Source organism: Streptomyces sp. NBC_00075 (genome assembly GCF_045041225.1).
In the GTDB taxonomy this organism is placed as follows: Bacteria; Actinomycetota; Actinomycetes; order Streptomycetales; family Streptomycetaceae; genus Streptomyces; species Streptomyces adonidis.
On record NZ_CP108243.1, the window covers coordinates 869,799 to 883,441 of the forward strand.

11 protein-coding genes are annotated in these 13,643 nt (G+C 71.2%); 7 read left to right on the forward strand and 4 right to left on the reverse strand.

Annotated elements, in window-relative coordinates; genetic code table 11:
- Positions 1-25: 25 nt before the first annotated feature.
- The 3 genes from OG787_RS03910 to OG787_RS03920 all read right to left on the reverse strand — a co-directional run bounded on the left by OG787_RS03910 (position 26) and on the right by OG787_RS03920 (position 3,129).
- On the reverse strand, positions 26-1,177 hold the full coding sequence (locus tag OG787_RS03910) for an ABC transporter substrate-binding protein (protein ID WP_405534294.1): 1,152 nt from the start codon (positions 1,175-1,177) through the stop codon (positions 26-28).
- A 170-nt stretch (positions 1,178-1,347) separates the two neighbouring features.
- On the reverse strand, positions 1,348-2,505 hold the full coding sequence (locus OG787_RS03915) for a lactate 2-monooxygenase (RefSeq protein ID WP_405534295.1): 1,158 nt from the start codon (positions 2,503-2,505) through the stop codon (positions 1,348-1,350).
- 30 nt (positions 2,506-2,535) lie between these two features.
- A complete protein-coding gene (locus OG787_RS03920) occupies positions 2,536-3,129 on the reverse strand; it encodes a TetR/AcrR family transcriptional regulator (protein ID WP_369032759.1) in 594 nt (197 codons plus the stop codon).
- A gap of 248 nt (positions 3,130-3,377) precedes the next feature.
- On the opposite strand from OG787_RS03920, the gene OG787_RS03925 reads away from it, so the two are divergent.
- Genes OG787_RS03925 through OG787_RS03940 form a run of 4 tightly spaced genes read left to right on the forward strand, consistent with a single transcriptional unit; the run spans position 3,378 to position 7,266 of the window.
- Positions 3,378-4,352, forward strand: a complete 975-nt coding sequence (locus OG787_RS03925) for an SMP-30/gluconolactonase/LRE family protein (RefSeq protein WP_405534296.1) — start codon at positions 3,378-3,380, stop codon at positions 4,350-4,352.
- 42 nt (positions 4,353-4,394) lie between these two features.
- Positions 4,395-5,258 carry an SDR family NAD(P)-dependent oxidoreductase gene (locus OG787_RS03930; RefSeq protein ID WP_369032689.1) on the forward strand — a complete coding sequence of 288 codons (864 nt, stop codon included), beginning with the start codon at positions 4,395-4,397 and terminating at the stop codon, positions 5,256-5,258.
- The gene (locus tag OG787_RS03935) at positions 5,255-6,487 is read left to right on the forward strand and encodes an amino acid deaminase/aldolase (RefSeq protein WP_369032688.1); all 1,233 of its coding nucleotides are present in this window, start codon (positions 5,255-5,257) and stop codon (positions 6,485-6,487) included. The genes OG787_RS03930 and OG787_RS03935 overlap by 4 nt, the downstream gene beginning before the upstream one ends.
- Before the next feature lie 2 nt (positions 6,488-6,489).
- The gene (locus tag OG787_RS03940; RefSeq protein WP_405534297.1) at positions 6,490-7,266 is read left to right on the forward strand and encodes an SDR family NAD(P)-dependent oxidoreductase; all 777 of its coding nucleotides are present in this window, start codon (positions 6,490-6,492) and stop codon (positions 7,264-7,266) included.
- Between the two features lie 10 nt (positions 7,267-7,276).
- Here OG787_RS03940 and OG787_RS03945 read toward each other — a convergent pair whose 3' ends face one another.
- The gene (locus OG787_RS03945; protein ID WP_369032686.1) at positions 7,277-8,794 is read right to left on the reverse strand and encodes a carboxylesterase/lipase family protein; all 1,518 of its coding nucleotides are present in this window, start codon (positions 8,792-8,794) and stop codon (positions 7,277-7,279) included.
- A 132-nt stretch (positions 8,795-8,926) separates the two neighbouring features.
- On the opposite strand from OG787_RS03945, the gene OG787_RS03950 reads away from it, so the two are divergent.
- The 3 genes from OG787_RS03950 (at position 8,927) to OG787_RS03960 (ending at position 13,571) form a co-directional block, all read left to right on the forward strand.
- Positions 8,927-9,892, forward strand: coding sequence for a pirin family protein (locus tag OG787_RS03950; protein WP_405534298.1), 966 nt, complete (start codon positions 8,927-8,929; stop codon positions 9,890-9,892).
- A 107-nt stretch (positions 9,893-9,999) separates the two neighbouring features.
- Entirely contained in the window at positions 10,000-12,075 is a 2,076-nt protein-coding gene (locus OG787_RS03955; RefSeq protein WP_405534299.1) for an AAA family ATPase, read from the forward strand.
- A gap of 140 nt (positions 12,076-12,215) precedes the next feature.
- Positions 12,216-13,571 (forward strand): helix-turn-helix domain-containing protein, encoded by a 1,356-nt coding sequence (locus OG787_RS03960; protein WP_405534300.1) that lies wholly within the window; start codon positions 12,216-12,218, stop codon positions 13,569-13,571.
- Positions 13,572-13,643 lie beyond the last annotated feature (72 nt).

Below are 13,643 nucleotides of genomic sequence, written 5' to 3' on the forward strand. Positions count from 1 at the left end.
CACCGACCCGCGGCCAAGGAACCACCTACGCCCCGGGGTGCAACCCCAACCACCCGGGCGTCGGATCCCCCTTCACCTCACCGAAGTACAACGCAAACGTCTGCTTCCACCGCTCGATCCCCGCCCGGTCGGCCATGAACCGCGGAAACCCATCAAGATTCGCGTTCGGGTACGTCCAGATCGGCTTCAACCCACCCGCAGGCGCGACATCCGTCCGAACCGACCAACCGTTGAACGCGTTCTGCTGCTGAGCGACAGACAGCTGCCAGTTGAGATACAGCTTCGCCGCCGCGATGTTCCTGCCCCGCTTGAGAATCCCGGCCCGCTGGCCCCACGCCATGAACGGGTGCCCCTCGGCGACGGCCCACCGCGACGCCGCCGTGGACGGTGCCGTGAGCGAGCCCGAGCCGCCGACGCCGAGCGCCTTCTGCCCGCCGGAGACGGCCAGCCCGGGCGTGTGACTGCCACGGGCGAACCGGACGTCCTGGGCGGCGAACCGGGCCGCCCAGTCCCAGCCGTAGTGGTCGACGTACAGCTTGAAGAGGTAGAGGACGGCGTCGTCGTCGTGCGGGTAGGACGACGCGATCTGTCCCTTCCACTTCGGGTCGATCAGGTCGAGCGGGGACTTCGGGACGTCGGCGCCGACGGCGGCGACGTTGTACGAGTAGCTGAAGCCGATCACCGCGATGGCGGTCCAGGCGCCGTGGCGGTCCTTGAGGCCGTCGTACACCTTGGAGAAGCCCGCCGGCTTGTAGTGCAGCAGCCGGCCCTGCTCGTTCCAGCGGGTGAAGTCCTGGAGGGTCTGGAGCTGGACGACGTCCGGGACGAGGGTGTCGGTCGCGAACTGGTTGTCGACGCGGACGTCGTGGTACTTGCTGTAGTCCACGACGACCTTGAGGTCGATCTCCGGGAAGCGGGCGGCGAAGCCGGCCCGAATGCCGTTGCCCTGGCTGTCGACGTCGCCGCCCGCGTAGATGACGAGCTTGCCGCCCTCGGCGAGCGCCGCCCGGTACAGCTCGTCGAGCGTCCGGGTCTCCTCGGCGCCCGTGGCCGGGCGGGAGCCGGTGGGCGAGGCCGCGGCGGCGGCGGGGGTCCCGGTGGCACCGAGCGCGCCGACGCCGAGGGCCGCTCCGGCTCCGGTGGCGAGTACACGTCGTCTGCTGAGGAAGCTGGACACTCTGCGGGCCTCTCTGATGGGGGGTCTCCTGGGGGGTCTTCGGTTCGATCCTGACGCGAGCGAGAGGGACTTCGCGTCGGCTGGACGGAGCGAGGTGGAGAGCGGCAGGTTGAATCCCCGTTCAACCGATCGGTTGAACGGGGTGGCCGGACAGGCAGGCGATCGGACGGTCAGACGGCCTGGAGTGCCTCGGGTACGAGGTCCTTGAGGGACGGGTAGCCGTCCACGGCCATGATGAGGTCCGTCTCGGCGAGCAGGGCCCGAAGTACGTGGACGATGCCGTCCGTGCCGCCGAGGGCGCAGCCGTAGGCGTACGGGCGGCCGATGCCGACCGCTGTCGCGCCCAGGGCGAGGGCCTTGACGATGTCGGCGCCGCTGCGGACACCGGAGTCGAACAGGACGGGCAGCTCGCCCGCGGCCTCGACGACGCCGGGCAGGACGTTGAGGGCGGGGAGGCCGCCGTTGGCCTGCCGGCCGCCGTGGGTGGAGCAGTAGAGGGCGTCCACTCCCGCGTCGCGGGCACGGCGCGCGTCCTCGGGGTGACAGATGCCCTTGAGGATCAGCGGGAGGTCGGTGAGCGAGCGCAGCCAGTCCAGGTCGTCCCAGGTGAGCGGGTTGCCGAAGATCTGGGCCCAGTGGAGGATCGCGGCCTGCGGATCCTCCTCGGGCGGTCGGCCGAGCGCGGCCCGGAACGCCGGGTCGCTCGTGTAGTTGGCGAGGCAGTGGCCGCGCAGCTGGGGGAAGTTGGCCGTCGCGAGATCCCTGGGGCGCCAGCCGGTGATCCAGGTGTCGAGGGTGACGACGATGCCCCGGTACCCGGCGCGCTCGGCACGCTGGACGAGGCTCTCGGCGATGCTCCGGTCGGTCGGGGTGTAGAGCTGGAAGTAGCCGGGGGTGTCGCCGAGTTCGGCGGCCACGTCCTCCAGCGGGTCGACGGAGAGCGTGGAGGCGACCATCGGCACTCCGGTACGGGCGGCGGCGCGGGCGGCGGCCAGGTCACCGTGTCCGTCCTGGGCGCAGAGTCCGATGACACCGATCGGGGCGAGGAACACCGGCGACGGGAGTGTCGTCCCGAACAGCTCGACGGTCAGGTCCCGTTGGGCGGCGCCGACGAGCATGCGCGGGATCAGGCCCCAGCGGGCGAATGCCTCGACGTTGGCCCGCTGGGTGCGCTCGTCGCCGGCTCCCCCGGCGACGTAGGACCAGACGGACGGCGGGAGCGCGGCCCGGGCCCGCTCCTCCAGCTCGGCGAACTCCATGGGGAAGGTCGGGAGAATACCGCCCAGCCCGTTGAGGTAGATCTCGTTCTGGTAGTCGGCGAACGCCATGCGGACACCCTTTCCCTCAGGTCAAGCGGCTCAGGCGGCTCGCGGCCGGGCGTGCAGGAGGAGGTGATCGGCGAGCATCTCCAGCGCGGCCCGGCTGTCGTCGGTGTTGCGGTCGACGAGCCAGATCATGTTGAGGCCGTCGATCATCGACAGCACGTACCGCGCGAGCACCGGCACGGGCTCCGTCCACTCGATCCCCGCGTTGTCGGCGGCGAGTTCGAGCAGCGAGGCGAAGGCACGCAGGAAGATCTCGTACTGCTTCCCGGCGACGTCCTCGAAGCCGGAGTTGCGCAGCGCGTACTGCGTCAGCTCGTAACTGATCTGGTGCTCGCCGGGGTTGGCCTCGAAGCCCTTCCAGAACGCGTGCAGGCTGTCGAGGACGCTGTCGCGGATGTCCTTGTGCGGGGCGAACAGACCGCGGACCTCGGCGACGTACCGCTCGGTGAGGGTTTCCGTGACGAGTTCGAGCAGTTGGGCCCTGGACTCGAAGCAGTAGTGGAAGGCTCCGAGGGTCATGCCCGCCTCGGTGACCACCGCGCGGGTGGTCGCCTTGGCTACGCCGTCGCGCGCCATGACCCGGATCGCCGCCTCCAGGAGCTCCGCTCTCCGGTCGCTCGCCGCCATGCGGGGCACGCGTTCTCCTCTCCGCACGGGGTCTCACCTGTTGGTTCGGTCGTCAGGATAGCCAACCAACCTCAGAGAAGTAAGTCAATCGTCCAGGACGCTTGACTTACTTCTCTTGCTTGGGCCACCGTAGCGTGCGGGGGACGGGCATGTGGTTCGTTCACCCGCGGGCCGGTGGGGGCTGGTCGCGCAGTTCCCCGCGCCCCTTTCGGGGCGCGACATCCGCTCGGCAGCCTCAGGAGGCAGGTGTGCGACCGAGAACCACAGTCGTGCTGGACGGCTACGGCGTCCTGGAGTCGTTGCGCTGGCATGACGGTGCCCTGTGGTTCTGCGATCTCGCCCATGGGACGGTGCACCGCTGGGACACCCGGGGTGAGCCGGAGACAGTGGTGGAGGTCCCCGGCCGGGCGGGCGGTCTGGGCTGGCTGCCCGACGGGCGGATGCTGGTCGTCTCCATGGACGGGCGCTGTGTGTACCGGCGGGAGACAGATGGCTCGCTGGTCGTGCACGCCGATCTGAACGGCATCGCCGGGGGTCCCGTCAACGACATGTTCGTCGACCGGCTGGGCCGCGCCTACGTCGGCAACTTCGGCTTCGACTATCACGGCTTCGTCCGCCGGCAGCCCAACTCGATGCTCTACGTCCCGCCGGGGCCGCCCAGGACACCGATCGCCTGCCTCTCCCCCGAGGGTGAACTCCTGGGCCTGAGCGAGCCGTTGGTGTTCCCGAACGGCATGTTCCTCCTGGACGACGACTCCACCCTGCTCGTCGCCGAGACCCTCGCGATGCGCCTCACCGCACTCCCCGTCCTCCCCGACGGCCGCCTGGGCCCGCCCCGCCCCTGGGCTCCCCTGATCCCCTCCGCCCTGTGGACGTCCCTCAATCACCCCGGGCTGCTGGGCCGGATTACCCGGCGCGTCTCCGCACTCCTCGACCACAGAGCGATCGCCGACCGCTCCGCAAGCCCCATCGCCCCCGACGGCATCGCACCCGGCCGGGACGGCACGGCATGGGTCGCCAACGCGCTGCGCGGCGAGTGTGTCCGGGTCGGACCCGGCGGCGCGATCCTCGACCGCGTCGCCACCAGCCAACCCACCCTGAGCTGCCTGGTCGCCGGACCCGACGGCAACACCCTGTACGCGGCCACCACACCGACCGACGACCCGCAGCGCGCGGCCGGTCTGGGTGGAGCGCGGCTGGAGGCGTACACCTTGCCCTCCTGACCGCACCCTTCGCCAACCTGCCCTCTTTTCCCGGGAGTTCCCATGCACGCATCTCGAACGGACGGCGCCCCGGCCGCACACGTCGTGCTGATCACCGGCGCCGCGAGCGGCATCGGGGCGGCGACCGCGCGCGAGGCTGTGCGCCGGGGTCACCGGGTCGCGCTCGCCGACATCGACCTGGCCGGAGCGACCCGGATCGCCGACGAACTCGGGCCCGGCGCCCGCGCGTTCGAGCTGGACATCCGTGACGAGGCCGCGTGGGAAACGACGTTGGACGCCGTGGCGGACCAACTCGGCCCGGTGGACGTGCTCGTGAACAACGCGGGGATCATCCACACCGGCTACGCACGCCAGTTGGCGCCGTCCCAGCACCGCCACATGGTCGAGGTGAACCTGCTCGGACCGATCACCGGCATGCTGGCCGCCCTGCCCCGGATGCGCGACCAGGGCCACGGGCACATCGTCACCGTGTGCAGCATGACGTCGTTCCTGCCGCTGCCCGGCTACACCACCTACGGCGCGACCAAACACGGGCTGCGCGCCTTCCACCACAGTGTGGCCATCGAGGAACGGGACGGGCCCGTGACCTTCAGCATCGTCCATCCGCCGGGCACCCGAACGCCCATGCTGGAGCAGGAGATGGCCGACCCCAGCTCGGTGATCACCTTCGCCGAGAAGCCGCTCAGCCCCGAGAAGGTCGCGTCGGTGATCGTCGACGCGATCGAGAAGAAGCCCGTCGAAGTCGTCCACCCCGCCATCGGTGGACGCGTGCAGCGGGCCGCCGGTGTGTTCCCCCGGCTGATGCGCTTTGTGATCCCCAAGGTGGTGGCCATGGCCCAGCGCCGCAGCACGGGTCTCGTCCCGGCCCCGACAGCAGCATCCGAGCAAGGAGACACCGACCGATGACCCTCAACACCACTGCGCCCAGAGCCGGTTCGGCTCCCGCGACCGAGAGCCATTTCGACTCGCTGCGGGCGGCGACCGCCGGCCTCGAACCGCCCTTCGGCGTCATCGACCTGGACGCCTTCGACGCCAACGCCCGCGATCTGGAACGCCGTGCGGGCGGCAAGCCGATCCGGCTGGCCAGCAAGTCGCTGCGCTCCCGCGCCCTCATGCGGCGCGCCCTGGACCGCACGGGATTCGCCGGCATCCTCGGCTTCACCCTGCCCGAAGCCCTGTGGCTGGCCGAGGAGTTCGACGACATCGTCGTCGGCTACCCCACCGCCGACCGCACGGCACTGCGCCGACTCGCCGCCGACGAACGGCTCGCGTCCCGCATCACCCTGATGGTGGACTGCGTCGAGCATCTCGACCTGATCGACGCGGCGACCGGCCCCCGCGAGACCCGTATCCAGGTCTGCCTGGAACTGGACGCGGCCCTGCGTCTGGCGGGCGGCCGGGTCCATCTGGGGCCGCGCCGGTCCCCGGTGCACACCCCGCAGGAGGCGGCGGCGTTCGCGCGCGAGGTCGCGTCCCGGCCGGGCTTCGAGCTGACCGGGATCATGGGGTACGAGGGTCAGGTCGCCGGTCTGGGCGACAACGTGCCCGGCAACGCGCTCAAGCGGGCCGTCGTACGGGCGATGCAGCGTTCCTCCGTCGAGGAGCTGAGCCACCGCCGGGAAGCCGCGGTCGCGGCCGTACGGGCCGTGACACCGCTGCGGTTCGTCAACGGCGGCGGTACGGGCAGCCTGGAGACCACGACCCGCGAGGACTCCGTCACCGAACTCGCGGCGGGCTCCGGCCTGTACGGTCCCGGCCTGTTCGACTTCTACCGCGCCTTCCGGCCCGTCCCGGCGGCCTACTTCGTGCTGCCCGTCGTCCGCCGTCCCTCCTCCTCGGTCGCGACGCTCCTGGGCGGCGGCTGGATCGCGTCCGGGCCGCTCGGCAAGGACCGGCTGCCCACGCTGGCCTGGCCCTTGGGGCTGCGGGTCACCGCCACCGAGTCCTTCGGCGAGGTGCAGACCCCGCTGGTGGGCAAGGCCGCGAGCGTCCTGAACATCGGGGACCGGGTGTGGCTGCGGCACGCCAAGGCCGGTGAGCTGTGCGAGCGCATCGGCGACCTGCATCTGGTCAGCGACGGCGCGGTGGTGGACACCGTGCCCACCTATCGCGGCGAGGGACACCACTTCCTGTGACGGTGACCGCCACGACCATCACCGGCCGGACGGTCCTGATCGTCGGCGCCTCCTCGGGTATCGGCGCGGCGGTGGCCCGGCAGCTCGCCCCGGCGGGCAACCGGCTCGTCCTCACGGCCCGCCGCGCCCCCGAACTGGCCGCTGTGGCCGAGGAGGTACGGGCGGCCGGCAGCGCCTGCCTGGACATCGCCGCCGACGCCCTGGACCCGGAGGCGGCGGCCGGGGTCGTGTCGGCCGCCGTCGCGGAGTTCGGCTCGGTCGACATCGCGCTGCTCAACGCGGGCCAGGGCCCGGACATGCCCATGGACCAGGTCGGCACGGCCGACATCGCACGGATCATGGCGTTGAACTACGACGTCGTCGTCAACTATCTGGTCCCGCTGGTCCGGCAGTTGGGCGAGCAGCCGGGCGGAGGTCTGATCGCCCACACCAACTCCCTCGCGGGGCTGATGGGCATCCCCCGCCAGGGCCCGTACTCGGCGGCGAAGGCGGCCGTACGCACCCTCCTCGACGCCGCGCGCGTCGAACTGGCGCCCAGGGGCATCCGGTTCACCTCGATCCACCCGGGCTTCGTGGGTACGGACCGGGTCGACGGGGACGGTCTGCCCAAGCCGTTCCAGGTCAGCCAGGAGCGCGCGGCCCGGTACGTCGTACGCGCCCTGGAACGGGAGCCGGCGCAGGCCTGTTTCCCCTGGCAGACAACGGCGTTGGTCCGCACGCTGCGTGCCCTGCCCGCGCCGGTCTCCGACCGGGTGCTGCGACTGCTGGCCTCGCGATAGAGCCGGTTCGTCACTCCACCGTCAGGGGCAGCGCGCCGAACGTGTGGCGCTCCCACAGGCGCCGGGAGGCCTCCTCCGGGTAGGCGGTGACGGTCGGTTCGGTGTCGAGGAGCTGGACGAGGCGCCGTCCGGTGTCGTACGCGGGCCAGCCCGGGTCGCCCGTGGCGGCGAAGGAGGTCCAGGCCGAGCGGAGTCGGGCGGAGAGCGCCTCGGCCTCGGGCAGGGGCACGGGCCCCATCAGCATGCCGCCGAGGCCGCCGTCGACGTCGCCGCCGACGCCGAAGGTCAGAGGCACGTCCAGGCCGTGACAGGCGCCCAGGACACCGCCGTTCGCGGGGGCGGCCCAGGTCAGCTCGTAGACGTGGGCCCGGCCGCCCGCCGCGACCTGCGCCTCCGCGAGGTGGATCACGGGCATCCGGAAGAGCCAGTCGGACTGCACGAGTTCGAACAGGTACTCCGCCGAGGCGTCCGGGAACGCGGCACGGTAGGCCTGCTCGGGGTCGGTGCCTGGTCCGAACAGACGCAGGACGGTCGCCGCCAGTTCGTCGTCCACCCGGCCGAACAGCCCGCCGAGCATGAGGAAGAGGCGGTACTCGTCCCGGGTGTGTCCGAGGATCAGCTCCACGTCCCGCGCGGCGCCGCCCGCCAGGGCCTCGAACGGGGTGACGGGCAGCACATCGCCGTCGACGACCGGCGAGAACGGGGTCGGGGTGAGGGCGACCGCGCCCCACCTCGGCACGTACTCGCGCATCCGGGCGCTCAGGATCGCACCTGCCTCGGGCAGCTTGCGCGGGTCCACGCCGGACAGGTCGTCCACGGTCGGGCGCAGCCCGAGTTCACCGGCGAGTGTCTCGGCGATGTCCCCGGCCAGCGCGTCCGAGAAGTACGTGCCGGGCACGCTCTGAAGGATCGCCCGCCGGAACAGTCCGCGCGCCCGCTCCATGCCGAGCAGCGCGGCGATGGAACCGGCACCGGCCGACTCCCCGAAGACGGTGACCCGGTCGGGGTCGCCGCCGAACGCCGCGATGTTCTCTCGTACCCACTCCAGGGCGGCGACCTGGTCGAGCAGTCCCCGGTTGGCCGGGGCGCCCTCGATCCGGGCGAACCCCTCGATGCCGACCCGGTAGTTGAGGGTCACCACGACGGTCCCGCCCTCGCGGGAGAGGCGGTTGCCGTCGTAGTTCGGGTCGTCGGCGGAGCCGAACTTGTAGGCGCCGCCGTAGATCCACACCAGCACCGGGCGGCGCGCCGCCGGGTCCGCGTCGGGCGTCCAGACGTTGACGGTCAGCCAGTCGTCCCCGGCGGACGGGACCTCGGGGCCCATCATCTCCTGCGGCGGCGGAGGCCCGAACGCGAACGTCTCCCGCACCCCGTCCCAGTGCTCGGCCGGCCGCGGCGCCGCGAACCGCAGCTCCCCGACCGGCGGCTGCGCGAACGGAATCCCCCGGAACACCGCGAGGCCACCCTCACGACGCCCACGGACCGCGCCCGCCACCGTGCTGACCTCGGGAAACTCGGCTGCGCTCATCGACAGACCCCTCACGCCGCAGTGAATAGATCTTCACTATACGAACCGCGACGTCAAAGGGGGACCAAGGCTTCCGATTTTCTCGCCTCCGCGAGATGAGGACAGGCCCGCTCCCCCACTAGGTTGTGCGCCATGAGCAACCTTGACCGCGCGCCCGTACCCAGCGTCTGTGGCGGCCGTGGATTCGTCGTCGCCGAACCCGTGCGTGAACTGCTGAGCCCCCGAGTCGTGAAACTCGGCGAGAGCACCGAGGTACGCCGACTGCTGCCCAACCTCGGCCGACGCATGATCGCCGCGTGGGCCTTCGTCGACCACTACGGGCCGGACGACATCGCCGACGAGCCCGGTATGCAGGTGCCGCCGCACCCGCACATGGGCCTCCAGACGGTGAGCTGGCTGCACGAGGGCGAGGTGCTGCACCGCGACTCGACCGGCAGCCTCCAGACGATCCGCCCGCGCGAACTGGGCCTCATGACCTCCGGCCGGGCGATCAGCCACTCCGAGGAGAGCCCCAGGTCCCACGCGCGGTTCCTGCACGGCGCACAGCTCTGGGTCGCCCTCCCCGACAGCGACCGCCACACCGCCCCCCACTTCGAACACCACGCCGACCTGCCCACGGTCACGGCACCCGGCGTGACGGCGACCGTGATCCTCGGCACCCTCGACGGCTCGACCTCGCCCGGCACGACGTACACCCCGATCGTCGGCGCCGACCTGACCCTCGCGGACGGCGCCGACGTACGCCTGCCGCTCGTGCCCGACTTCGAGTACGGGGTGCTGGCGATGTCCGGCGAGGTGCACGTGGACGGGGTGCCGGTACTGCCGGGCTCGATGCTCTACCTCGGCTGCGGCCGCACCGAACTCCCGCTGCGCGCCGCGACGGACGCGAGCGTGATGCTCCTGGGCGGTGAGCCGTTCGAGGAGGAGCTGGTCATGTGGTGGAACTTCATCGGGCGGTCGCAGGAGGAGATCGAGGAGGCCCGGAGGGGCTGGATGGAGGGTTCCCGCTTCGGTGAGGTGAAGGGCTACGACGGAGGGCCGCTGCCTGCTCCGGAACTCCCGCCGGTGGCGCTGAAACCGCGGGGAAGGGTGCGCTGAACCGGCGGTGAGGCGCCGGATCGCAGGCGCACGACATGTGCCTGCCCGGCGCCCGGCAGGCAGCGGGACGCCCACCGGCGAGTCGCGCGATCACTGAGGGAGAGGGCGTGGGGGTGCGTCAAGGCCGTGCGCTGGGGGATGTGCTGGAAGCCGCACGGGACCGGGCGTTCGTCGGCAGGGCAGGGGAACTCGCCCTGTTCCGGGGTGCGTTGGCGGGCGCCCCTGGAGCATTCCCGGTCCACTATCTGCACGGCCCCGGAGGCATCGGCAAGTCGACGCTTCTTCGTCGGTTCGCGCGTGAGGCCCGCCGGGCAGGGCGTCAGGTCGTGGAGGTGGACGGCCGGACGGTCGTCCCGACGCCTCAGGGTTTCATCGCGGCCGTCGGGGAGGCGGTCGGGGAACCGGGGGTGGTGCTGCTGGTGGACACCTTCGAACGCTGCCAGGGTCTGGAGAGCTGGCTGTGCGAGCAGTTCCTGCTCGGGCTGCCGGCGGACGGGGTGGTGGTGATCGCCGGACGCCGGGCGCCCGACGTCCGCTGGACGTCCGATCCTGGGTGGGCGGACCTGCTGCGGGTCACCTCTCTGCGGAACCTGCCCCCCGACGATGCCGCACGGTTGCTGCACGTCCGTGGACTGAAGCCGGAGGCCCACCGGGCAGTGCTGTCCTTCACGGGCGGCAACCCCCTGGCCCTGACGCTGGCGGCGGCCGTGGCCGTCAGGGAGGAGGGAGCCGGGTCCGGCTGGAAGCCGAGCCAGGACGTGATCGCCACCCTGCTGACCGAGCTGCTGGGCGACATTCCCAGCGCGGCACACCGCAGGGCCCTGGAGATCTGCGCCCATTCCCATGTCACCTCGGAGACGCTGCTCCGCGCCCTGATGGGTGCGGAGGGATCCGAGTTGTTCGCGTGGCTGCGCGAGCAGCCCTTCATCGAGCCGACGGGTGCCGGTCTCTTTCCGCACGACGTGGTCCGCGAGGCGCTCGAGGCCGATCTCCGCTGGCGTGACCCCGACGGCTTCGCCGACATGCACAGAACCGTTCACCAGCACCTCGTCGAGCGCGTCCGCACCGCACCGGAGGAGCAGATGCTCTCGGCCACCGGCGCCCTGCTCTACCTCTACCGCAGGGAGGCCTCGGCGAACTTCCGCAAGTGGCGCGAAGGCGGGCATGTCGAGGACGAGCCGTACACGGAGGCCGCCCGGGGACGCGTGCTGGAGCTGGTCGAAAGCGCCGAGGGCGAAGCATCCGCGGCCATCTGCCGGTTCTGGCTCGACCGGCAGCCCGAAGGGTTTCGCGTCTATCGTTCCACGCAGACCGGCGAGATCGTCGCGTTCTTCGCATGGCTGCGCCTGCGGGAGCCGCTGGACACCGGGGTCGACCCGGTGGTCGACGCGGCCTGGGCGCATGCCCGGTCCACCGCGCCGCTGAGGCCCGACGAGCACATGGCGCTGGCCCGTTTCTCCGTGCACCCGCCCCGCTACCAGCGCACCTCGGCGCCGATGGACCTGATGCACTGGCGTGCACTGGGTGAGATCTTCCGGGCCGACCGGCTGGCCTGGACGTTCGTCGTCATGCGCGACAACGGGTACTGGGACGACTACCTGAGCCACTTCGCCATGCCGCCCGACGCCCGCCGGCCCGGCATCGGTCAGCACACCTATGCACTGTTCGGCCACGACTGGCGGGCCCAGCCGGTCGGCTCATGGCTGGCGGCCAGGTCGAACGCGACCCTGTCCGAAGATCCGGGAGCCAGGACACCGCACCACACGCGGGAACACGCGGAACTGGTGGTGCTGTCCAGACCGGAGTTCGACACCGCGGTCCGCGACACGCTGCGCACCCTCCGGCGTCCGGACGTGCTGGCCGACAACCCGCTCAACCGCAGCCGCCTGGTCAGCGAGAGCGGGACGACCCTCACCGAACTCCTCGCCTCCGCCATCGAGGCTCTCCGGGAAGGGCGTTCCGGCGAGAAGCACCACCGTGCCCTCACCACCACCTACCTCGCGGGAACCCCGACCCAGGAGGCCGCCGCCGAACGTCTCGGACTGCCGTTCAGCACCTATCGCAGACATCTCACGAGCGGGATCGACCGCCTCACCGACGTCCTGTGGCGCAGCGAGCTGAACGGAACCAGGATCACCGAGGTGAACCAGGCGCAAGCGGCCGACGGAACGGACCGCGGCTGAGCAGCGAAGTGATCTGGGAAGTGAGCAGTCCCCGCCCGCATGCTTCCCGCAGCATGCGGTCCTCTCGCACGGGACATGAGACAGCGGGGTAATTCAACGTGCCAACGATCAGAACAAGCCGGTCGCGCAATGAAGCACCGGTGAACAGAGGTGTCGGAGACCTGGTTCGCGCACAGCGACGGCGTTCCGGGATGTCGCAGGAGGACCTGGCCGAGAATTCCGGCATCAGCGTTCGCACCATCCGGGAGATCGAGAGCGGTCGTATCAGCGCGCCGCGACCTGCCACGGGACGCTTTCTGGCCGACGCCTTCGGATTGTCCGGACAGAATCGGGCCCAGTTCCTGGTCACCGCCGCCGGCCGCGACCCCTTACGGGCGTCCCCCGACGCGTCGGGCGCCCCGGACCGGCCGGCTTTGCCGAACCCACCGGCCCAACTCCCGGCCGCGTCGGCCGGATTCGCCGGTCGGGTACGCCAACTGGAGTGCCTGACCGAGACGCTTCGCAGCGGAGTGTCGTCGAACGCGCTCGTGATCGCGACGGTGTCGGGCCCCGCGGGCGTGGGCAAGACCGCCCTCGCGGTGGAGTGGGCACACAGGTCGGCCGGTCTTCTGCCGGACGGGCAGTTGTACGTCGACCTGCGTGGCTTCGCTCCGTCCGGTGCTGCCGTCGATCCTCTTGATGTCATCCGCAGCTTCCTCGGTGCCCTCGGTGCCGACCCGGCGCGCGTGCCCGCCGACCCTGCCGGACTGGTGGCTCTCTACCGCAGTGTGATGGCGGGACGACGCATGCTGGTGGTACTGGACAACGCACGCGACGCGGCGCAGGTCCGCCCGCTGCTGCCGGGCGCCGGCGCCAGCATGGTCGTGGTGACGAGCCGGAACCGACTGACCGGACTGGTCGCTGTCGAAGGCGCTCGCCCTGTCGTGCTGGACACACTTTCCCGTGACGAGGGCCGACAGCTCCTGGAAGCCCGGCTGGGCGGAGCCCGGACAGGGGCGGAGCCGGGGGCGGTCGACGACCTCGTCGAGTGGTGCGCCGGACTTCCCCTCGCGCTGACCGCCGTAGCGGCGCGTGCCGCGGTGCACTCGTCCTTCCCGCTGACGGCGCTGGTGAGCGAGCTGCGGCACACCGACACACGTCTCGATCCGCTGGGGGCCGCCGACGGCGCAGCCGACCTGCGGGCCGTCTTCTCGTGGTCCTACCGTCAGCTCAGCCCACCGGGGCAGAGACTCTTCCGCCTGATCGGCCTTCACCCCGGCCCCCACCTGTCCCTCCCGGCCATGGCGAGCCTCGCTGGTGTGAGTCCCGACCACGTAAGGCCGTTGATCACCGAGCTGGCCGACTCGCACCACGTGACCGAGATTCGGCCGGGCAGGTTCGCCCAGCACGACCTGCTCCGGGCCTACGCCGCGGAACTCTGCGGCCGTGCCGAGTCCCGTACGGATCGCGAGACCGCGATCCGACGTCTGCTGGACCACCTGAACAGACGTCAATGAATTCCCGGCACCCGAGAGGCCGCCCGTAGATGCCGGTCAACTGCCGGGTTACCTCCTGTCTCCGTATGCCGT